Here is a 20,391-nt window from a genome sequence, read left to right as displayed (position 1 = left end):
AACAGGCAGGGGGATCACGGGATGATCGTGCTGGAGAAACGCCCACAGCCGTCCAAGGCGTGGTCCTACGCCACGCCGCTGGTGGCGGTGGTGGCCACGATGGTGTTCGGCGGGCTGCTGTTCGCCATCTTGGGCAAAAACCCCGTCGAGGCGATCGGCACGATCTTCTGGGAGCCCCTGTTCGGCGAGTTCTCATTCTATTACCGGCCGCAATTGTTGGTGAAAGGCGCGCCACTGGTCCTGATCGCCATCGGGCTGTCGCTGGGCTTTCGCGCCGGGATCTGGAACATCGGGGCCGAGGGTCAGTACATCATGGGGGCGATTTTCGGCGCGGGCATCGGGCTGGCCTTCTATCCGCTTGATGCTTGGTATGTATTTCCGCTGATGGTCCTCGCCGGGGCCTTTGGGGGCTGGATCTGGGCGATGATCCCGGCCTTTCTGAAAGTGCGCTTTGGCACCAACGAGATTCTTGTCTCGCTGATGCTCGTCTATGTGGCCGAGCAATTCCTGGCCTCGGTCTCGCTGGGGCTGCTTAAAAACCCCGAGGGGTTCGGCTTTCCGGGCTCGCGCAACCTGCAATCCTATGACGCCGCGCACAACGCGGAACTGATCGCAGGATCGGGCATGCACTGGGGTGTGGTCGCGGCCTTCGTTGCGGTGATCTTTGCCTATGTCCTGCTGAACCGGCACATGCTGGGCTTTCACATCCGCCTGACGGGCGAGGCCCCCCGCGCAGCAAGATTCGCAGGCGTGAACCCGCCCCGGCTGATCCTGTTCTGCCTGGGGCTTTCGGGTGCCCTGGCGGGCTTGGCGGGCATGTTTGAAGTGTCCGGCCCCGCGGGCGTGGTGAGCATCGACTTCAACGTGGGCTACGGGTTTACCGCCATCATCGTGGCCTTCCTCGGCCGTCTGCACCCGGTGGGCATCCTTCTGGCCGGCGGCCTGATGGCGCTGACCTATATCGGCGGCGAGATCGCGCAGTCTCAGCTGGGGCTGCCCGCCGCCGCGATTCAGGTGTTTCAGGGGATGCTGCTGTTCTTCCTGCTGGCCTTCGACCTATTGACCAACTACCGCATCCGTGCGGCCCGCAGCGAGGTGGCGTGACCCATGAACCTTGGTGAAATCAACCCCATTCTGCTGATCGCCTCGCTGATGGTGGCGGCCACCCCGCTGTTGCTGGCCGCAATCGGAGAGCTGGTCGTCGAGAAAGCTGGCGTACTGAACCTTGGCGTCGAAGGCATGATGATCGTGGGCGCGATCAGCGGCTTTGCGATCTCGGTCGAGACCGGCTCGCCCTGGCTGGGTTTCGTGGCGGCGGCCATCGGCGGCGCGCTGCTGTCGCTGCTGTTCGTGCTGCTGACCCAGTTCGCACTGGCCAACCAGGTGGCCAGCGGCCTGGCCCTGACGCTGTTCGGCCTGGGCCTCAGCGCGTTGTTGGGGCAAAGCTATGTGGGCATCAAGCCGCCCAGCATGGGCGACATCCACATCCCCGTCCTGAGCAACCTGCCGGTGATCGGCCCCATCCTGTTCCAGCATGATCCGATCCTGTATGTGGGCATCGCGCTGACCGCAGGGGTGTGGGCGATGTTGAAATACACCCGAGCGGGTCTGATCCTGCGCGCGGTGGGGGAAAACCACGATGCCGCCCATGCGCTGGGCTACAAGGTGGTGCGGATCCGCATTCTGGCCATCCTCTTCGGCGGCGCCTGCGCCGGGTTGGGTGGGGCCTATATCAGCCTGATCCGGGTACCACAATGGACCGAAGGCATGACCGCCGGCGTCGGCTGGATCGCGCTGGCGCTGGTGGTGTTCGCCAGCTGGAAACCGTGGCGCACCTTGCTGGGTGCCTATCTGTTCGGCGGCATCACCGTTCTGCAGCTGAATTTGCAGGCAGCGGGCGTTGCCATCCCTGTCGAGTATCTGGCAATGTCGCCCTACATCATAACGATCCTTGTGCTCGTGATCCTTTCGGCCGACAAGAGCAGGGCACCTGCCTCACTTGGCCGGATCTTCCACGCCTCGCACTAGGGGCCAACTGTACCAAATTGGGGAGTAACTAAATGAAATTCACTTCACTTCTGGCAAGCGCCGCCATGGCACTTGGCCTTGCCACGGGCGCCGTGGCCGAGGACAAGACAAAGGTCGGGTTCGTCTATGTCGGCCCGGTGGGCGATGGCGGCTGGACCTACGAGCACGACAAGGGCCGTCAGGCTGTCGAGAAGCACTTTGGCGACAAGGTCGAAACCGTGTACGTGGAATCGGTACCCGAAGGCCCGGATGCCGAGCGCGTCATGACCCAGATGGCGCTGGAAGGGGCCGACCTGATCTTTACCACCTCGTTCGGCTACATGGACCCGACCATCAACGTGGCCAAGAAATTCCCGAACGTGAAATTTGAGCACGCCACCGGCTACAAGACCGCCGACAACGTGTCGGTCTACTCGGCGCGTTTCTATGAGGGTCGCGCTGTCCAAGGTCATATCGCCGGCAAGATGACCAAGTCGAACATCATCGGCTATATCGGCTCGTACCCGATCCCCGAAGTGATCCGCGGCATCAACTCGGCCTTCATTCACGCCAAGAAGGTGAACCCGGATGTCGAGTTCAAAATCGTCTGGGCCTACACTTGGTTCGATCCGGCGAAAGAGGCTGATGCCGCCAAGGTTCTGATCGAACAGGGCGCCGACGTGATCCTGCAGCACACGGACTCGACCGCACCGCAGGCTGCCGCACAAGAAGCCGGCAACGTGATCACTTTCGGCCAGGCCTCGGACATGAGCGAATATGCTCCGATGCCGCGCGTCAGCTCGATCATCGACAACTGGGCGCCTTACTACATCGCGCGCACCCAGGCTGTGATGGATGGCACCTGGGAGTCGGTGAACACCTGGGACGGTATCAAGGAAGGCATGGTCGAGATCGGCGAGATCTCCGATGCCGTTCCGGCCGACGTCAAGGCTGAAGCTCTGGCTCTGAAGGACGCGATCGCATCGGGTGAATACCATCCTTTCACCGGCCCGCTGAACAAGCAGGACGGCAGCGCCTGGCTGGCCGAAGGCGAAGTGGCCGATGACGGCACGCTGGCTGGCATGAACTTCTATGTCGAAGGCCTGGAAGGCGAAATTCCGCAGTAAGCCGGATCTGAAGAGCACCGGAAAGCCCGCCCCATCTGGCGGGCTTTTTTATTTACAGTTGGTCCCGAAAACTGCGCCAGGCCAGAAGAACCCGCGACGACGCCGTCAGGAAACACAGCCCCCCGAACACCCAAGCCATGGGCGCGAATGCCTGCGGCAGCAGGCAAAGCAGAACCAGGAAAGCGATCGTCTCTGCCCCTTCCAGCAGGCCGCCGGTGAAATACAGCGCCTTCTTCCCCCGCGCCTCGGACCGCAGTCCGTGACGGTCGGCCAGCAGGGCAAAGCCCAGAAAGCTGGTGCCGTTAACGTAGAAGGACAGCAGCAGAAAGGCCCCGGCAAAGCCGTTGGCTGCAGGGTCGGCGACGACGAATGCGAACGGGACCGCGCCGTAGAACAGGAAATCGCAGGTGATATCAAGGTAACCGCCGAAATCGGTCCCTCCGCGCGCGCGGGCCACCGCGCCATCCAGCCCATCCGCCAAGCGCGACAACAGCAGCGGCAGCAAGGCCCACGCCGTTTCCCCAACGGCGATCAGGCCGCAGGCCACCAGCCCCAGCCCCAAACCGATCAGCGTGATCTGGTTGGCGGTAAAGCCCAGCCGGGCAAGAACACGCCCCTGCGCGTTCAGCACCGGATCAATAATGGGTCGGATCTGTGCATCAAACATGCGCGGCTCCTAGCCTGCGATCCCGATTTTGGCCAGACACAATGGCGCGAGCGCGCAGTCGCTGCACGCGGCTAGTGCCCGCTGAGCACCAATGTGTTAACCGGCATCAGGATCAGCCGCAGGCGCAGGCCCGCCGCATGCACGGCACCGATCGCGTCGACCACGAGGTAAAACGCCTTCTGCCAGAACCCTAGGCTTTCATCCTCGAGCTTGTGGTGATTGTCGGTATAGACATTGGCCAGGCAGTTGCTGCCCGGCGGGAGCGTGTCGGCCATGCCGCCATACAGCGGCTCGAGATAGACGAGGATCGAACCCGGATTGGTATTGACCTGCACGTCACGCAACTCGTCCGTGGGCCGGATCTACCCCGATGGGATCACGTCCTGCACCTGAACCACCACGGCCGGGATCACCGTGAACGGCTTGTTCATGCAGCCCAGTTCTCCGATCTTGCCGGGCTCGATCACCTGTGCGCTCATCTGGTTGAACGCGGCCTGGAACCTGTCGCGCCCCGAGTTTAAGGGCACCAGAATGCCCGCCCGACGCAGAAGCGGGCTTACATAGTCGCCGACCCGCAGCCCGAACTGCTCGACCCGGCCGGTCACGCCGGCACTGACGACCGCCTTGTCCAACTCACCCAACGCCGCGTCCAACTGCGGATTGGCGCTGGACAGTTGGGCGGGGTTCAATTCCTCGATCTGCTGAACGACAGCGGCCTTCTTCGACTCGGCCGCACGCACTTTGGCCTGGCGCTCGGCCACCAGGTTTTCCAGCCGGTCGATCTCGGCCAGCCGCACGGCGCTGGAGCCCTCGTCGCGCCGGGTCGTGTTGCGCTCGAGGTCCTCAAGGCCCTGATCCAGCGCGGCCTTGGCCGCCGCAATGCCAGCCTCGGCTTCGGCCAAGTCGGTCTCGGTCACTTTCAACGAGGCCTGGATCTGGGCGATCTGCGCATGCGCCGCCTCGACCTGGGCCTTCTGGGTGAAATCCTCGATCCGGAAGATCGGCTGCCCCGCGGTGACGATCTGGTTGTTGGTCACATAGACCTCGGACGCCCGCCCGCCCAGCTGCGGCAGGATCGTCACCGTGCGGAAATACGACGCCGCGGTCTTGCTGGCCGGATGAAAGTAGAACAACATGGTGATCACGAGCGCGAGGATCGCGCAGGTGGTCAGGTCCCAGCGCAGCTCGTACCACATGGTGAACAGGGTGATTTCATGCGCGATCCGCTTGCCCTGCACGAACCTGCGGAACAGGAAATCCCGCAGCACGGTGACCAGCGCGCACATCAGTGTTTCAAGCATCGGCCGCAGCTCCGTCAGTGCGCGTCCCCTGGGCGGTCACGGGTGCCGCGGGCGCCTCTGGGTCGGGTGGCTGGCCGCGGCCCGGTGCCAATGACCGGATGGCATCGGCAATCGAACGCAGCGGAGCAGCGAAGTTCGGAAACTGGAAACCCGCCATCAGGATCGCCGCAATCCAGAAGATGCCGTCGTGGATGAACAGTGCCAGCAGCGCCAGAAGCCTGACCAATTTAAACTGAGGGTGGTTGTTTTCATGCGCCATCTTTTCCGGCACCGAATTCAGGGTCAGGTACCCGACCCCGATCAGAACGACCACGCCGACGGTGAAAAACACAATGAAGGTGAACAGAAAGTCGCTTCCAACCGCCTCTGTCACATACGAGGGGATATGCCCCGTGGCCATCGGGTGAATATCTGCGCCGGTAAAATCCGCCTCCGGAAAATCCTGCAGAAAGGGACTTGATGGGTTGATGCGCAAATTCAACCCCGCTTAAACAAGGGGGACGGATTGTTCCGGCGTTTCGTCCAAACGATCACCAATCGGACGCAGACATGACCCAGTACCTTACCACCCTGAACGGCGCACCCTTGCGCGGATTTGCCTTCGGCACGATGCAATTCGGCGGCCGCGCCGATGCGGACCAGAGCCGAGCGATGTATTATGCCTGCCGGGCCGCAGGGATCGCGCATTTCGACACGGCATATGTCTACACCGATGGCGCCTCGGAAACCTTGCTGGGCCAGATGATCGCGCCCGAGCGCGACGATCTGCTGATTGCGACCAAGGTCGGGTACACGGGTGGCGCGGGGGCGGCGAATATCGAAAGCCAGTTTGACATTTCTCGCGCCCGACTGGGGCAGGACGTGATCGACCTGCTGTACCTGCACCGGTTCGACCCCGGAACCGATCTGGCCGAGACGATGGAGTGTTTCGCCCGCCTGAAACAGGCCGGCAAGATCCGCTATGTGGGCCTGTCCAACTTTGCCGCCTGGCAGGTGATGAAAGCCGCACAGATCGCCGCGCAGTTCGATCTGACGATCGACGCGCTGCAGCCGATGTACAACCTCGTCAAGCGTCAGGCCGAGGTCGAGATCCTGCCCATGTGTTCCGATCAGGGAATCGCTGTGTTTTCCTATTCTCCTCTGGGCGGCGGTCTGCTGACCGGCAAGTATGCGCGCGGCGGCGGCGGGCGGCTGGCCGAAGATGAACGCTATGCCAGCCGCTACGGGGCCGACTGGATGGCCGAAACCGCGACCCGGTTGGCCGATCTGGCGGCCGAAACCGGGGTCGATCCGGCGACGTTGGCGGTGGCCTGGGTCTCCGCCAGCCCCTATGCGCCGACCCCCATCATTTCGGCGCGCAGCCGCGAACAACTGGACCCGTCGCTGGCCGCGCTGACCTTCGAAATGTCCCCCGATCTTTATGCCCGCATCACCGCGCTCAGCGTATCGCCGCCACCCGCCACCGACAGGCTCGAGGAGGCCACATGATCGACTTTCTGGTCATCGGCGGCGGCGTCGCGGGGCTGAGTGCAGGCGCCCGCCTGTCGGAACACGGCTCGGTCACCGTTCTCGAGGCCGAAGACGCGTTAGGCTACCACGCCTCGGGGCGCTCGGCCGCGCTATTCGAGGAGGGGTATGGCCCCGCTTCGGTGGTTGCATTGAACAAGGCCAGTGCCGGGTTCTTTGCCGACAGCGGATACCTGACGCCGCGCGGTCTGATGCTGTTGGCCAAGCAGAATCAGGCCGAACAGTTCGCCCTGGACGTGGCCGAATTGAACATGACGGAAATCCCGATTTCAGAGGCACTGGCGCATGTCCCTATTCTGAACCCTGAAACGGTGACCCGCGCCGCGCTTAGCGAGGCCGCCCATGACGTCGACACCGACCGCGTCCTGCAGGATTTCGCCCGCACGATCCGCGCCAATGGCGGGGCGGTCCTGACCGGGCAGGCGGTGACAGGTATCCGCAAGGCCGGACACTGGGTCGTGACGGCAGAGCAGGAATTCGAAGCCCGGACCATCGTCAACGCGGCAGGCGCATGGGTGGATGAGGTGGCAACGATGGCCGGGATCGACCCGATCGGGATCACGCCGCGGCGTCGCTCGATGGCGCGCCTGCCCGCGCCCGGCAGCCATGACCTGCGCCACTGGCCAATGATGCTGGGCGCGGGCGAGACCTGGTATGCCAAGCCCGACGCCGGCAAGCTGCTGGTGTCCCCGGCCGACGCCGACCCCGTTGCCCCACAGGACGCCTGGGCCGATGACATGGTGCTGGCCGAAGGGTTGGCGCGCTACGAAGAAATGGTCACCTGCCCGGTTGTGCGGGTGGAAACCAATTGGGCCGGTCTGCGCAGCTTTGCGCCCGACGGCACGCTGGTTCTGGGTCCGGATCCGGCGGATGCCAGTTTTGTCTGGTCGGCCGCGCAGGGTGGCTATGGGTTTCAGACCGCACCTGCGGCAGCGCGGCTGGTCGCCGACCTGGCGCTGGGCCTGCCGCCCGAGCTGCCGCCCGAGATCGTCACGGCGCTGTCCCCAGCGCGACTGCGATCATGACCCGGCGCCCCCTTCCCCCGTGCGCAAGCGTCGCCACTCCGGGCGATGGCGCCCGGCTGGTCGCCCCGGCTGCCAGCAGGAACGTCGCACACCTGTGCGCTCTGCTATCCGAGTTCGCCCCCGACCGAGGCCGCGCGCTGGAGCTGGCCAGCGGCACCGGTCAGCATGTCGCTGCGTTTGCCGAGCGGCTGCCCGGGCTCGAATGGCAGCCGACCGAGATCGACGCCGCGCGGCGCGCCAGCATCGACGACTATGCAAGCGACCTGCCGAACGTAGTCCCGGCCATCGCGCTGGACGCGACCGAGCGTGGCTGGGCGGACCGGCACGGTGGGCAGGATCTGATCGTGCTGATCAACCTGCTGCACCTCATCAGCCAGCCCGAGGCAGAGACCATCATCGCCGAGACCGCCCGCGCCCTTGCCCCGGGCGGGCGTTTCGTCCTCTATGGCCCGTTCATGCGGGCCGGGGAACTGACCAGCGAAGGCGATGCCAGATTCCACGCCACCCTGACCGCGCAGGATCCCGAAATCGGCTACAAGGACGATTTCGACACGATCGACCTGATGCAGGACGCAGGGCTGGAACTGGTGCAGGTCTTGGAGATGCCTGCAAACAATCTGGCCCTTGTCGCCGAAAAACCGGCGACCTGATCGAGATCAAGGAGACAGCTCCAAAACCCTATACACATGCCAACAACGATATGTTTCAAAAGGGTAGCTACACATGAGCTGGAAAGAAAAACTCTCTGCCACACGATCGGGGCTGAGAAACCTGAACGGCGCGGTCCCCGACACGGCCCGCGCCTTCGGCGCGTTGAGCAAGTCCGTCAAGGAAGGCGGAACGCTTGACTTCAAGACCAAGGAATTCGTCGCCCTCGGCATCTCGGTCGCGGTGCGGTGCGAGCCCTGTATCTCGCTGCATGTCGAAGCCTTGATCAAGGCGGGCGCAACCCGCGAAGAGGTCGCGGATGTTCTGGCGATGAGCATCCAGATGGGCGGCGGGCCGTCAATGATGTATGCGGCCAAGGCGCTGGAATGTTTCGATGAACTGACCTCGGACTGAACCAGGTGCCCCACCGGGAAAGCCTGCCAAGGGCAGGCTTGCCTCCGGCGGAGGTATTTTTGAACAGAAGAAGGGATTTGTTAACCCTTCTCTGAAAACCTAGAGATGCGGTACAGGCGGAGGCGCCGATGACCGCAACAGGAGAAGGCCCCCTGCCACAGGCGGGGGGCTGGATCATTTCTCGATCCGGCTGCTTCTTCTGTTTGAAAATACCTCCGCCGGAGGCATGGGCCGCCGCAGGCGGCGCATTCGGGGCGCGCCGCCAGCCAGGGGAAGCAATCAGCCGTCCTTGCGGATGGTTTCGCTCTTCGGGTCGTAGGGGCTGTCGCAGGTCACGACCGCATCCCACAGCTTGTCGAACATCTTGACCTTCAGCTTGGTGCCCTCCACGGCCAGCTCGGGCTTGACGTAGCCCATGCCGATCGATTTCTCGAAGGCAACCGAATAACCACCCGAGGTCAGACGGCCCACACGCTCGCCTTCGGGCGTATAGAGCGCCTCGCGGCCCCACGGGTCGGCATCCTCGGGCCCGTCGATAAGCAGGGTGCAGCATTTCACCCGCACGCCGGTCTCGATCAGCTTGTCCTTGCCGTGGAATTCTTTGTTCAGATCGACGAAACGCGGCAGGTCGGCCTCGAGCGGCGTCGCGTCGCGGCCCAGTTCGGTGCCGAAGGCGCGATAGGATTTCTCCTGCCGCAGCCAGTTTTGCGCGCGGGCGCCGACCAGCTTCATGCCGTGCTTCTCTCCGGCTTTCTCCAGCAGGTCGAACAGGTAGTTCTGCATCTCGATCGGGTGGTGCAGTTCCCAGCCCAGCTCGCCGGTATAGGCCACGCGGATCGCGTTGACCGGGCACATGCCCAGTTCGATCCGGCGGGCCGACAGCCACGGGAAGCGCTTGTTCGACAGGGCGGTTTCGGGCTCGGCGTCCTTGATGACCTCTTTCAGCACGTCGCGCGACTTGGGCCCGGCGATGGCAAAGACGCCCCACTGGGTGGTCACGTCCTGGATCTCGATATAGCCGAACTCGGCCATCTTGTCCTCGGCCGCCTTGCGCAGGAAGTCGGCGTCATACTCGGTCCAGGCACCGGCCGAGACGAGGTAATACTCGTGCTCTTTCAGGCGCACGATGGTGTACTCTGTGCGGGTGGTGCCGTGATCGGTCAGCGCATAGGTCAGGTTGATGCGGCCGACCTTGGGCAGTTTGTTGCAGGTGAACCAGTCGAGGAACTGCGTGGCACCCGGGCCTTTGACGATGTGCTTGGTAAAGGCGGTGGCGTCGATCAAACCGACCCCGTTGCGGATCGCCTTGGCCTCCTCCACGGCGTATTGCCACCAGCCGCCGCGGCGGAAGCTGCGGGCGTCGTGGTCGAAATTCTCAGGCGCATCCAGCGGGCCGTAGTAGTTCGGACGCTCCCAGCCGTTGACCCAGCCGAACTGCGCGCCGCGCGCCTTCTGGCGGTCATAGGCCGGGGCGGTGCGCAGCGGGCGGCAGGCCTCGCGCTCTTCGTCCGGGTGGTGCAGGATGTAGACGTGCTCGTAGCATTCCTCGTTCTTGCGCGCGGCGAACTCGGTGGTCATCCAGTTGCTGGAGTAGCGTTTCGGGTCCAGCGAGGCCATGTCGATCTCGGCCTCGCCCTCGACCATCAACTGCGCCAGGTAATAACCGGTGCCGCCGGCGGCAGTGATACCGAACGAGAAGCCCTCGGCCAGCCACATGTTGCGCAGACCCGGCGCGGGGCCGACCAGCGGGTTGCCATCGGGGGTATAGCAGATCGGGCCGTTGAAATCGTCCTTGAGGCCAACCGTTTCCGTGGACGGAATCCGGTGGATCATGCTCATGTATTCCTCTTCGATCCGCTCGAGATCCAGCGGGAAGAGGTCGGCGCGGAAGCTGTCGGGCACGCCATATTCGAAACGGGCCGGCGCGTTGCGCTCGTAGGGGCCAAGGATCCAGCCGCCGCGTTCCTCGCGCACATACCACTTGGCGTCGGCGTCGCGCAGAACCGGATGCTCGGGGTTGCCGGCCTCGCGGAACTTGACCAGCTCGGCGTCGGGTTCGGTGACGATGAACTGATGCTCGACCGGGATCGCGGGGATCTTGATCCCCAGCATCCGCGCCGTGCGCTGCGCGTGGTTGCCCGAGGCGGTCACCACATGCTCGGCCGAGACGACGATCTGCTCGTCTGACGGCACCAGGTTGCCGCCCTTCTCGACCATCTTGGTCAGGGTCACGTCCCAGTGGTCGCCTTTCCATTCAAAGGCATCGGCCTGCCACTTGCGCTCGATCATAACGCCGCGCTGACGGGCGCCCTTGGCCATCGCCATGGTCACGTCGGCCGGGTTGATGTAGCCGTCGGTCGGATGATAGATCGCGCCGACCAGATCATCGGTCCGCACCAGCGGCCACCGCTCCTTGATCTGGGCCGGGCTCAGCCATTCGTAGGGCACACCGCAGGTTTCGGCGGTCGAGGCATACAGCATGTATTCGTCCATACGCTCCTGCGTCTGGGCCATGCGCAGGTTGCCCACCACCGAGAAGCCCGCATTCAGGCCCGTTTCCGCCTCGAGCGTCTTGTAGAAATCCACCGAGTATTTGTGGATGTGGGTCGTCGCGTAGGACATGTTGAAGAGCGGCAGCAGACCCGCCGCGTGCCAGGTGGACCCCGCAGTCAGTTCGTCGCGTTCGATCAGCATGACATCGTCCCAGCCCGCCTTGGCCAGGTGATAGGCAATCGATGTGCCGATGGCGCCGCCGCCAACGATCAATGCTTTGACTTGGGTTTTCATGTGCCCGCTCTCCGGATTGAGTCTGTTTGGCAAGGTTTATGCCCAAGCGCATGGCAAACCGCCAAGTCCATCCGACGCAAAACGGTACAAAACCGACCTGCACCGCGCCATATCCAGCGAATGCGATCGGGCAGCGGGCTCATTTGAGTATTTGAGAAAAGGTGAAATGCCGATGCATCTTCATCTTTTACCCAAATACTCCCCCCGGAGGGATGCGCCACAGGCGCATTTCTTGGTCAGACGATCTTGCCCGGGTTCATGATGTTGTGCGGATCCAGCGCGGCCTTGATCGCCCGCATGTAATCGACGGCCGGCCCGAGTTCCCGCGTCAGGTAAGGCTTCTTGCCCTGCCCGATCCCGTGTTCGCCGGTACAGGTTCCCTCCATCGAGATGGCCAGGTCGTTCAGCCAGCCTACGAATTCCTCGGCTTTGGCGACCTCGTCGGCGTTCTCCATGTCGATCAGCAGCAGCGTGTGGAAATTGCCGTCGCCGACGTGGCCCACGACGGGCGCCAACAGGCCAAGCTCTGCCGCCTTGTCCTGCGCTGCGGTCACGCATTCCGCCAGGCGCGAAATCGGCACGCAGACATCGGTCGAGATCCCGCGCGCGCCCGGCCGCAGCTGCAACGAGGCCCAGTACATGTCGTGCCGCGCCTGCCACAGCTTGGTGCGCTCTTCCACGGTCGCGGTTGCCGCGAACCCGGTCCCACCGAATTCGTCGGCGATGTCGCCGAAAGTCTCGGCCTGTTCGGCGGCGCCCGCGTCTGAGCCGTGGAACTCGAGCAGCAGCAGCGGCGTCTCGGGCAGATCGAGGCCGGAATAGGCATTGGCGGCCCTGACGGACAGCTGGTCCAGAAGTTCGATCCGCGCCACCGGCACACCGTATTGGATGGTGGCCATCACCGCCTGGCAGGCCGCATCGACGGACGGAAAGGAACACCGTGCCGAGCTGATCGCCTCGGGGATGCCATGCAGGCGCAAGGTCAACTGGGTGATTACCCCCAGCGTGCCTTCCGCGCCGATCAGCAGCCGGGTCAGATCATACCCGGCCGAGGTTTTTTTTGCGCGGTGGCCGGTGCGGATGATCCGGCCGTCGGGCATGACGGCTTCCAGGCTCAGGACATTGTCCTTCATCGTCCCGTAGCGCACCGCGTTGGTCCCGGATGCCCGCGTTGCGGCCATGCCGCCCAGTGAGGCATTCGCGCCGGGGTCAATTGGAAAGAACAGCCCCTTGTCACGCAGGTGGGTGTTCAACTGTTCGCGCGTAACGCCGGGCTGGACGATGCAGTCCAGATCGCCTTCGTTCACGGCCAGAATCCGGTTCATCTGGCCCAGATCAATGCAGACTCCGCCCGCCGGCGCGTTCACATGCCCTTCCAGCGACGTGCCTGTTCCGAACGGAATGACCGGCACCTTGTGCGCGGCGCAAGTTGCAACGATTTCGGCCACTTCTTCGGTGGAGGCGGCAAAGATTACCGCATCTGGACTCTGGTTCTCGATCCAGGTCGTGGTGTGCCCGTGCTGTTCGCGCACCGAGGCGCCGGTTTGCAAGCGGTCGCCAAAACGCTGCTTGAGAATGCCGATTGCGGTCTCGATCCCCGCCGCGTTTCTCTCCAACGTGGCTGCACGGCCCATGGCATCCCCCTTTTCTGATCCACTCTGCGCAAAGCGTTTCAATGACTAGATTGCCCGCGCGCGGCAGGCAATCCCCGGCCCCTGCGACGTGATCACTCGCCCAGCGCGATCCCCTCGCGCCGGGGGTCCGCGCCACCGCGCAACCCGTCGCGGATCTCGATTGCGTGCAGACCCGATGTCAGATCGCGCGCGTTCACCTCGAACCCCAGCCCGGCCAGCGCATCGGCAAGCCCCTCGGCCTCGGTCCCGGCCTCCACGTCATAGGTGCCGAAGCGGTTGACCAGATGCGGCAGGGCGACCGCCTGCTGCGCGTCCATGCCCCAGTCGGCCCAGGCAATGATGGACTTGGCGACATAGCCGATGATGCGGCTGCCGCCGGGCGATCCGATCGCCAGAACCGGCGCACCGTCCTGCAGGACGATGGTCGGGCTCATCGACGACCGGGGGCGCTTGCCCGGCTCCAGCCGGTTGGCGATTGGTACGCCGTCCTTGTGGGTGCGGAACGAAAAATCGGTCAGTTCGTTGTTCAGCAGGAACCCGTTGGTCATCAGGCGCGAGCCGAACCCGTTCTCGATGGTCGTCGTCATCGACAGAACGTTGCCAGCGGCATCGACGATGGAAATATGCGAGGTCGAGGGCAGTTCGATCGAAACATCGTCGGCCCAGTTCAGGGCGTGATCGAATTCGGGCATTCCCGGCGCCACCTCGGTCAGGGCCGCGGGGCCGGTCAGCAATGCGGCGCGCCCCGACAGATAGTCCGGATTGACCAGCCCCTGCGTGGGCATGGGAACAAAGTCGCTGTCGGCCATGTACCGGCCCCGATCCGCGAAGGCCAGGCGCGAGGCGTCGCCGATCAGCCGCCAGGCCTCGGCGCTGTCAGGACCCAGCGCCGCCAGATCGAACCCGTTCAAAAGACCCAGGATCTGCCCCACCGTCAGCGCACCCGAGGACGGCGGCCCCATCCCGCAGACCTCATAGGCGCGATATTCGGCGCAGACCGGTTCGCGTTCGATCACCTGATACAGCGCCAGATCCACCCCCGACAGGACGCCCGGGTTGCCCGGTGCGTTTCGGACGGTGCTGACGATATCCGCCGCGATCTCGCCGCCATAGAAACCGGCGGACCCCTCGCGTGCCAGAATGCGCAGGGTCCGGGCATAGTCGGGGTTGGTCAGCCGCTGGCCTTGCTGAATGGGCGTTCCGCCCGGAAGGAAATACTCGGCCGTGGCCGGGAACCGCGACAGACGCTCGGCATCGGCGGCCACCAGACTGGCCAGCCGGGGCGAGACCACGAAGCCTTCCTCGGCCAGGCGGATGCCATCCTCGAACAGGCCGGGCCACGGCGTGCGCCCCCAGCGCCGGTGCGCGTCCTCCAGAACGGCCGGTGTGCCGGGCGTTCCAACCGACAACCCGCCTACAACCGCATCGAAGAACTTCAGCGGTTCGCCGTTTTCGTCCTGAAACAGGGTCGGCGTGGCAGCACGCGGCGCGGTTTCCCGCCCGTCGAGCGTGGTCAAAGACTGCGTGGCCGCATCATACCAGACCAGGAATGCGCCGCCGCCCAGCCCCGAGGATTGCGGCTCGACCAACCCCAAGACCACCTGTACTGCAACCATGGCATCGGCCGCCGATCCTCCGTTGCGCAGCACCCTGGCGCCCGCCTCGACCGCCAGCGGATTGGCTGCGGCCACCATCCAGTTCTGCGCCGAAACCGGCCGACCGGCCGCCTTGGCCTCGAGCGCGGCCAGGGCTTGTTCGGTCAGCGCCAGAACCTGACCTTCCGAGGCGGCCTCGGGGGCCGTGGCATCGGCGGCTTCCTGTGAGATCGAAGGGCCGGCCAAAACCAGCGCCGCAAGCGTCAATCCAGAAAACAAAACACGCATCCTGAAGTCCTCCCGAAAAAAATTTTGCTGTGGGCCGCGCCTAGCGGGCCCCAAAAAAATCCCGGCCGCGCGATGACTGGCCGGGAGCAAACTCACAACATCGCAGGCACGACCTGATCGGGCGGGCGATGCCCATCTTCGAAAGTCTTGATGTTGATGATGACCTTTTCACCCATCTCGATCCGGCCTTCCAGCGTGGCCGACCCCATGTGCGGCAGCAACACGACGTTCGGCAGCTGACGCAGGCGGGGGTTCACGTCGGTTCCGTGTTCATAGACATCCAGACCGGCGCCCGCGATCTCGCCCGCGCGGATCATCCGGGTCAGCGCATTTTCATCCAGCACCTCGCCACGCGACGTGTTCACGATCACCGCGCTGGGTTTCATCAGCTTCAACCGCCGCGCATTCATCAGGTGAAAGGTGGACGGGGTCGAAGGGCAGTTGATCGAGATCACGTCCATCCGCGCCACCATCTGGTCCAGGCTTTCCCAATAGGTGGCCTGCAACTCCTGTTCGATCTCTGGGCGGAGGCGACGACGGTTGTGGTAATGGATCTGCATGCCGAATGCCGCGGCACGGCGCGCGACGGCTTGCCCGATACGGCCCATGCCCAGGATCCCCAGACGCCGCCCACCGATGCGGCCGCCCAGCAAGGCGGTCGGCGCCCAGCCGGCCCAGTCGCCTTTCTGCATGATCGAAAGCCCCTCGGGGATGCGGCGTGTCACCGCCAGAATCAGCGCCATGGTCATGTCGGCCGTATCATCGGTCAGCACCCCGGGGGTGTTGGACACCAAAATGCCGCGCTGCCTGGCGGTGGCGACGTCGATGTGGTCAACCCCGGCGCCGTAATTCGCAATCAAGCGCAGCCGCTCGCCGGCCTGGCCCAAAAGCCCCGCATCGATGGAGTCGGTGATCGTCGGGACCAGCACGTCGGCCTCTTTCACGGCGGCCGCCAGTTCGTCGCGCGTCATGGGTGTGTCATCGTCCCGCAGCCTGACATCGAACAGCTCGCTCAGCCGTGTTTCCACCACTTCGGGCAACCGTCGCGTTACAACAACACTCAGACGTTCTCTCGGCACCTCAACCCTCCTACCGCTTTGCAATCCGACGCGCGCCATGGCATCGTGGCGCAGGATCAGTTGGGGCACAAGAACCCCTGGGGCATCATCCCCACCTTTTTGAATCACGATCGACAGGCGTAAGAGCAGGCAGTGAGCGCTTTTTTCCGGCTGAAACGCCCGCTTCTGGGCATTGTGACGGCGCTGTTCAGTGGTCTCGGCGTTTCTTCCGCCCATGCGGAGCAGGTCCGCGGCCAGGTCACCAACCTACCGATTCCACGCTATGTCTCGATGAAGGCCGCCGAGGCCAACGTGCGCCGCGGCCCGTCGCTGACCCACCGGATCGACTGGGTGTTCAAAAGGCGCGGCATGCCGCTGCAGGTGGTGGCCGAATACGGCAACTGGCGTAAAGTTCAAGACCGCGACGGCGCCGGAGGCTGGGTGCATTATGCCCTGCTGTCAGGCGTTCGCACCGTCCTGGTCGAAGCCGACATGCTGCCGGTGCGCGCCAGCCCCGATCCGGGCGCACTGATCAATGCGCAATTCGAATCCGGCGTGGTGGCCCGCCTAGGCAGTTGCAACATTGACTGGTGTCGCATTTCGGCCGGCGGCTATGGCGGCTGGGCACCCAAAAGCAACCTATGGGGCGTGGACCCGAACGAAATCCGCGAATAACCGGGATCAGGACGTGCGCCGGACAAAACCCAATAAAGTTTTAACAAGCGGTTCGGGTACATCCTCCTGCAGAGGATGCCCGGCTTTGGGCTGACGTAGATGCGGCTGTACTGCGGCACTCGGACAGAGTTCCTGAAACACGCGGTCCGCGCCGGCCATATCCGGTCTTCGGTGCCAAAGTCCGTCAGGACCGGCGTCAGTAAGTTTCGGATCACGGCCAAGGCCTTGCGATTCGATTCGGATTCCCGGTCGTCCGGCCGGTCTGGCACCAGCACGGGAAACTGGTGCGCATCGGCCTTGTAGCCATCATCCGGGAGCGGCGCGTCATAGTCGGAGGCCTCGGCCTCGGACAGATTGGACACCGCTCCGCCATGGACTTTTCGCCCGGCGCGAAACTCAGGCGTTTCCTGGCTGAACCGGCGCTACGCGGCGAACGCCGCGCTACAGAGGCTGGTCGCCTGTGAGCAGCGCCGCGTTCGCGACCATGATCCGCGCGAACCGATCCGGTATTTCGGCCCACAGTCGCTGCCCGATCAGCCCGCCCCAGTCCTGACGAAACGGGGTGGTGTCACGCAGATCGAGGCGAAGCAACACCTGCCTCAACCGAAACACGTGGCGCGCATAGGTAAAATCGGTCCGCTCGACAGGTTTGTCCGATTTTCCAAAGCCTGCACGATCGGGCGCGATGACCCGGAGTCCGGCTGCGGCGACGGGCCGGATCATGTGACGATACAGGTACGACCAGGATGGTTCTCCGTGCATCATTGGTACCAGATACGCAGCCTTCGGCCCTTCGTCCAGATAGTGGACCCGCAATTCGCTGCCTTCGGTGTCATCCACCATCAGGTAGTTGGGTACAAAGCCGCAGTCCGGCAGGTCACTGAACCTGTGGTCCGGCGTGCTCAGCACCTTCATTTGGATCCTTCCCTTTGCCGTCCCCAGGCTGGCATGCCGACGGCAGGGCGACAGCATGAATGTCACGAAACGCAGCCCGTCTTTGGCGCAAATCTTCAACACCCCCGCCGCGATCTCGCCGCCATTGATCCAACCCTGCGCGTACTTGAAACCCATATGATACACTGCCCCATTCGGACATTGATGGCGTTCAGGATCGAGCCCGAGCTTTCCAAACCGCCAAGCCGAAAACAGGGTTAGTGCAGCACTGCTGCACACCTGATGAGGAGGGTGCAAAAAAATTTTTGTTCGCCCGAATTTTTTCTTCGAAAGCCCTTGAACCCCGCCAACAACAATCGTAAGTAGCCGCTCACCGTTGGGGTGTAGCCAAGTGGTAAGGCAGCGGTTTTTGGTACCGTGTATCGTAGGTTCGAATCCTACCACCCCAGCCAGCTCATCAGAACATGGAAAGACAGCAGGCGCTTGGGTCACCGATACCCGAGAAATGCCCCCATTTATACCCCAGTGGTTACGTGTGTTGAGGGTGGGCCCTCAGAGGTCGTTGAAGGCCCACGCCACAGGTTATAGCAGGTCGTAATCGACCCCGTTCGCCCAGAAGCCCCAATCGTCGCGTTTGTTGTCCGCCGCAGACCCCTCAATCAGGTGCTGAGGACGGACGCAGCGCGCGTTATGGCAGCGGCGGCGAACCACCGTTGCCTTATCGATCACTGCCCGGTTACAAAAGAAAACCCACGACGAGAACGCCGAGGGCAGACAGGTATTTCATGGGTCAAACTCCTGCAGTTGCTTCTTTATTTAGATGCAGGGGTTCTCTCAGTTTCGACGGGAGCGGAATTCAGGTTTTCCGCGCAAATGGCGTGCAGCTTGGTGTTCATGCCGCCCTTGGTCCGGCCAATCAGGCGTCCACACCCCCCCTTTTTGACGCCCATGCTGGTCGCTGCGCGGTGTGCCTTCAAGTGGGTCGGGTCTATCATCACAGTCTTCTGTTCGCCTTGGTCTTCGGCGCGGCGGAAATCAATGCATTCTGACCCTAAGGGTTGGAGTTCGCGCTTTTCGGACCGATTTGTTCCAATACTTGACGCAACTTATTCAGTGATGCGATGATTGTTTCATAAACTTATTTTCCTATGGGGGGGGGAGATGCGACATTTCTTTCTGGCAATAGTTATCTTATGGGCGCTGCCTGTTAACGCGGCAACCTTCACATACCACTATCAAGGTGCATTGTTGGACCAAATAGTGGATAACAATGATGGCACTGCAACTATCCAAAATGGCTTTAGTGCGACACTTATTCTTGACGAGTATTTGCTCGGTCAGTCTCTGTTCGACGCCAATATTTCTTTTTTTCTTCCGGGTTCGTCAGACTTAACCCCACAGGGACCGGTACAAGGCGTGCTGGGTTTTTTTACTAATTATGCGGATCTCACGAACACCGTCGCGGGAACTGAATTCAGAATGCAAACGAATGCATTTGGCAACCTGACGGGTACAGCGTTTTGGTTGGACGGTCCCCCAGATGGATTTTTTGGCTCCACTACTCCATCATATGGAAATGCTTATGATTGGTATCACGATTCCGTAAATACCATCGGAAGCTCTCGGCCCGGCACATGGTCATTGGTTTCGATTCAAGGGGACTTGTTCGTTGCGCCAGTTCCACTGCCTACTTCATCTTGGCTGCTGATAACTGCACTTCTTGGGCTAGTATTAATTTCACGCGACAGGTCAAAGAAGTTAGGCTAGGTAGATAGCTTCCGCCGTATTCTTGGCTTCAGTTTGCTGTTATAGCGCTTTCTAACGGTTAGTGCAGGGGCATTCCTGTTTTGGCTCAGATCAGCCATTCGATGCATCAGCCCCCCACCCGCCAGCACCAGAGACCAGTCTTTAGCCCCCGGAACGACTCGTCAGCTGTCCAGTCCTTCGGACGCCGTCAGCGCCAGTGGACGGTCGATCTAGCGGTAAAATGCCCCCACGACCGCACCAGTTCCCGCGTCTAGTTGGAAAAGCACTTAGGTTTCATCGGTCGGCAAGGAGTCCTATCACCCCAGCCAAACACTTCTCTAAAAATAGCCGTCTGCAACCTGCACTTAATTAAGTGCCTAGTTTCAGCCTGTTCGCTTGGCCAAATTCAAAACGAGACCCCAAGCAGAGCACACATCCGGTCGATTTATCGCCGCAGTCTCTGTTCGCCATTCCGGCGGTACGAGTTTGGTAGTTTTTGCGAGGTTTTGACTTACAGCTTCGCGAAGGTTTCGCGCTGTTCCGACCATATCGCGGGAACGCCGGACTTGATCAGGTAATCAGAGGTCAGACCATCTGGCTGCTCACACGCAGCAATCGCCTCCAAGACAACTGGTGCGAGCAGTGCCAGATCAACCACGTCTTGGATCCGCCGCTTTGAAGTCCCTTCCGCATCCGCAATCTCTGCAAAGGATTTGCCGTCGAGGATCATCGCCATCCATCGCTGTGCATTTCCGATGTTCGCACGAGCATTCTATCAATCTCAGTCGGCGCATCTCCAAGATGCAGTTTCAGCTCAACGCCCCTTCTGCGCATCCGGAATGGGCCTTGGATGATGAGCTGATCCGGGTCGATCTTTTCCGGATCGCACTAGGGTCAGGACCCATTGATTTCCGCGTAGGGGCGTGATTCACGGTTCGAAAACCGAGCGGAGAACATGTCTGATCTTTTCTGGCTGACGGATGCGCAGATGGCGCGCC

General features: G+C 62.6%; 17 protein-coding genes, 1 tRNA gene and 2 pseudogenes. 10 read left to right on the top strand and 10 right to left on the bottom strand.

All coding sequences use genetic code 11. The annotated features are described in order from the left end of the window. Positions 1–21 precede the first annotated feature (21 nt). From AC2FME_RS16715 to AC2FME_RS16705, 3 genes are read left to right on the top strand one after another with little or no spacing between them, the layout of a single operon-like run. Positions 22–1,104, top strand: coding sequence for an ABC transporter permease (locus AC2FME_RS16715; RefSeq protein ID WP_496687308.1), 1,083 nt, complete (start codon positions 22–24; stop codon positions 1,102–1,104). 3 nt (positions 1,105–1,107) lie between these two features. Then, a complete protein-coding gene (locus AC2FME_RS16710; protein ID WP_496801031.1) occupies positions 1,108–2,028 on the top strand; it encodes an ABC transporter permease in 921 nt (306 codons plus the stop codon). A 32-nt stretch (positions 2,029–2,060) separates the two neighbouring features. Further along, positions 2,061–3,134: a BMP family ABC transporter substrate-binding protein gene (locus AC2FME_RS16705; RefSeq protein WP_496678504.1), complete on the top strand. Its 1,074-nt coding sequence runs from the start codon at positions 2,061–2,063 to the stop codon at positions 3,132–3,134. A 52-nt stretch (positions 3,135–3,186) separates the two neighbouring features. Here the strand turns inward: AC2FME_RS16705 and AC2FME_RS16700 are convergent, their stop codons facing one another. From AC2FME_RS16700 to AC2FME_RS16690, 3 genes and pseudogenes are all read right to left on the bottom strand, one after another. Beyond that, positions 3,187–3,801: a CDP-alcohol phosphatidyltransferase family protein gene (locus tag AC2FME_RS16700; protein WP_496678506.1), complete on the bottom strand. Its 615-nt coding sequence runs from the start codon at positions 3,799–3,801 to the stop codon at positions 3,187–3,189. Between the two features lie 71 nt (positions 3,802–3,872). Further along, positions 3,873–5,102: pseudogene (locus tag AC2FME_RS16695) on the bottom strand (HlyD family secretion protein). Beyond that, positions 5,095–5,502, bottom strand: coding sequence for a hypothetical protein (locus AC2FME_RS16690; RefSeq protein WP_496687304.1), 408 nt, complete (start codon positions 5,500–5,502; stop codon positions 5,095–5,097). Before AC2FME_RS16690 ends, AC2FME_RS16695 begins: the two are co-directional and overlap by 8 nt. Before the next feature lie 149 nt (positions 5,503–5,651). Here AC2FME_RS16690 and AC2FME_RS16685 point away from each other — a divergent pair, with 149 nt between their 5' ends. The 4 genes from AC2FME_RS16685 to AC2FME_RS16670 all read left to right on the top strand — a co-directional run bounded on the left by AC2FME_RS16685 (position 5,652) and on the right by AC2FME_RS16670 (position 8,716). After that, positions 5,652–6,590 (top strand): aldo/keto reductase, encoded by a 939-nt coding sequence (locus AC2FME_RS16685; RefSeq protein WP_496801030.1) that lies wholly within the window; start codon positions 5,652–5,654, stop codon positions 6,588–6,590. Continuing rightward, on the top strand, positions 6,587–7,654 hold the full coding sequence (locus tag AC2FME_RS16680) for an NAD(P)/FAD-dependent oxidoreductase (protein WP_496801029.1): 1,068 nt from the start codon (positions 6,587–6,589) through the stop codon (positions 7,652–7,654). The genes AC2FME_RS16685 and AC2FME_RS16680 overlap by 4 nt, the downstream gene beginning before the upstream one ends. Then, positions 7,651–8,304, top strand: coding sequence for a DUF938 domain-containing protein (locus tag AC2FME_RS16675; protein ID WP_496687301.1), 654 nt, complete (start codon positions 7,651–7,653; stop codon positions 8,302–8,304). Before AC2FME_RS16680 ends, AC2FME_RS16675 begins: the two co-directional genes overlap by 4 nt. Positions 8,305–8,377: 73 nt before the next feature. Then, positions 8,378–8,716, top strand: coding sequence for a carboxymuconolactone decarboxylase family protein (locus AC2FME_RS16670; protein ID WP_496801028.1), 339 nt, complete (start codon positions 8,378–8,380; stop codon positions 8,714–8,716). A gap of 279 nt (positions 8,717–8,995) precedes the next feature. Here AC2FME_RS16670 and AC2FME_RS16665 read toward each other — a convergent pair whose 3' ends face one another. From AC2FME_RS16665 to AC2FME_RS16650, 4 genes are all read right to left on the bottom strand, one after another. Further along, positions 8,996–11,503 carry a GcvT family protein gene (locus tag AC2FME_RS16665; protein ID WP_496801027.1) on the bottom strand — a complete coding sequence of 836 codons (2,508 nt, stop codon included), beginning with the start codon at positions 11,501–11,503 and terminating at the stop codon, positions 8,996–8,998. Between the two features lie 236 nt (positions 11,504–11,739). Next, the gene (locus AC2FME_RS16660) at positions 11,740–13,137 is read right to left on the bottom strand and encodes an FAD-binding oxidoreductase (protein WP_496801026.1); all 1,398 of its coding nucleotides are present in this window, start codon (positions 13,135–13,137) and stop codon (positions 11,740–11,742) included. Positions 13,138–13,229: 92 nt separating this feature from the next. After that, positions 13,230–15,020: a gamma-glutamyltransferase gene (gene ggt / locus AC2FME_RS16655; protein WP_496801025.1), complete on the bottom strand. Its 1,791-nt coding sequence runs from the start codon at positions 15,018–15,020 to the stop codon at positions 13,230–13,232. Positions 15,021–15,112: 92 nt separating this feature from the next. Beyond that, entirely contained in the window at positions 15,113–16,099 is a 987-nt protein-coding gene (locus AC2FME_RS16650; protein WP_496678522.1) for a 2-hydroxyacid dehydrogenase, read from the bottom strand. Positions 16,100–16,264: 165 nt separating this feature from the next. Between AC2FME_RS16650 and AC2FME_RS16645 the strand changes: the two genes are divergently transcribed. Further along, positions 16,265–16,753 carry an SH3 domain-containing protein gene (locus tag AC2FME_RS16645; RefSeq protein WP_496687414.1) on the top strand — a complete coding sequence of 163 codons (489 nt, stop codon included), beginning with the start codon at positions 16,265–16,267 and terminating at the stop codon, positions 16,751–16,753. Positions 16,754–17,194: 441 nt separating this feature from the next. On the opposite strand, the gene AC2FME_RS16640 is transcribed toward AC2FME_RS16645, so the two are convergent. After that, positions 17,195–17,944 (bottom strand): alpha/beta fold hydrolase, encoded by a 750-nt coding sequence (locus AC2FME_RS16640; protein WP_496801024.1) that lies wholly within the window; start codon positions 17,942–17,944, stop codon positions 17,195–17,197. An 80-nt stretch (positions 17,945–18,024) separates the two neighbouring features. Here AC2FME_RS16640 and AC2FME_RS16635 point away from each other — a divergent pair. Next, positions 18,025–18,099, top strand: a tRNA-Gln gene (locus AC2FME_RS16635). Between the two features lie 420 nt (positions 18,100–18,519). On the opposite strand, the pseudogene AC2FME_RS16630 reads toward AC2FME_RS16635, so the two are convergent. Beyond that, a pseudogene (locus AC2FME_RS16630) lies at positions 18,520–18,657 on the bottom strand (IS5/IS1182 family transposase); the annotation flags it as partial. Positions 18,658–18,808: 151 nt separating this feature from the next. On the opposite strand from AC2FME_RS16630, the gene AC2FME_RS16625 reads away from it, so the two are divergent. Further along, positions 18,809–19,414 (top strand): hypothetical protein, encoded by a 606-nt coding sequence (locus AC2FME_RS16625; protein ID WP_496801023.1) that lies wholly within the window; start codon positions 18,809–18,811, stop codon positions 19,412–19,414. A gap of 490 nt (positions 19,415–19,904) precedes the next feature. Here the strand turns inward: AC2FME_RS16625 and AC2FME_RS16620 are convergent, their stop codons facing one another. Further along, the gene (locus tag AC2FME_RS16620) at positions 19,905–20,129 is read right to left on the bottom strand and encodes a hypothetical protein (RefSeq protein ID WP_496687290.1); all 225 of its coding nucleotides are present in this window, start codon (positions 20,127–20,129) and stop codon (positions 19,905–19,907) included. Positions 20,130–20,391: the final 262 nt, after the last annotated feature.

This window comes from Ruegeria sp. BHSC026, assembly GCF_059613065.1.
The sequence above is the reverse complement of the archived record's forward strand: the minus strand, read 5'-3'. Positions and strand labels throughout refer to the sequence as shown.

What these genes read in the sequence shown, in the direction of transcription:
- AC2FME_RS16715 (WP_496687308.1), top strand. Translation starts at nt 22, where the DNA reads ATGATCGTGCTGGAGAAACGCCCACAGCCGTCCAAGGCGTGGTCCTAC.
- AC2FME_RS16710 (WP_496801031.1), top strand. Translation starts at nt 1,108, where the DNA reads ATGAACCTTGGTGAAATCAACCCCATTCTGCTGATCGCCTCGCTGATG.
- AC2FME_RS16705 (WP_496678504.1), top strand. Translation starts at nt 2,061, where the DNA reads ATGAAATTCACTTCACTTCTGGCAAGCGCCGCCATGGCACTTGGCCTT.
- AC2FME_RS16700 (WP_496678506.1), bottom strand. Translation starts at nt 3,801, where the DNA reads ATGTTTGATGCACAGATCCGACCCATTATTGATCCGGTGCTGAACGCG.
- AC2FME_RS16690 (WP_496687304.1), bottom strand. Translation starts at nt 5,502, where the DNA reads ATGGCCACGGGGCATATCCCCTCGTATGTGACAGAGGCGGTTGGAAGC.
- AC2FME_RS16685 (WP_496801030.1), top strand. Translation starts at nt 5,652, where the DNA reads ATGACCCAGTACCTTACCACCCTGAACGGCGCACCCTTGCGCGGATTT.
- AC2FME_RS16680 (WP_496801029.1), top strand. Translation starts at nt 6,587, where the DNA reads ATGATCGACTTTCTGGTCATCGGCGGCGGCGTCGCGGGGCTGAGTGCA.
- AC2FME_RS16675 (WP_496687301.1), top strand. Translation starts at nt 7,651, where the DNA reads ATGACCCGGCGCCCCCTTCCCCCGTGCGCAAGCGTCGCCACTCCGGGC.
- AC2FME_RS16670 (WP_496801028.1), top strand. Translation starts at nt 8,378, where the DNA reads ATGAGCTGGAAAGAAAAACTCTCTGCCACACGATCGGGGCTGAGAAAC.
- AC2FME_RS16665 (WP_496801027.1), bottom strand. Translation starts at nt 11,503, where the DNA reads ATGAAAACCCAAGTCAAAGCATTGATCGTTGGCGGCGGCGCCATCGGC.
- AC2FME_RS16660 (WP_496801026.1), bottom strand. Translation starts at nt 13,137, where the DNA reads ATGGGCCGTGCAGCCACGTTGGAGAGAAACGCGGCGGGGATCGAGACC.
- ggt (WP_496801025.1), bottom strand. Translation starts at nt 15,020, where the DNA reads ATGCGTGTTTTGTTTTCTGGATTGACGCTTGCGGCGCTGGTTTTGGCC.
- AC2FME_RS16625 (WP_496801023.1), top strand. Translation starts at nt 18,809, where the DNA reads ATGCGACATTTCTTTCTGGCAATAGTTATCTTATGGGCGCTGCCTGTT.
- AC2FME_RS16620 (WP_496687290.1), bottom strand. Translation starts at nt 20,129, where the DNA reads ATGGCGATGATCCTCGACGGCAAATCCTTTGCAGAGATTGCGGATGCG.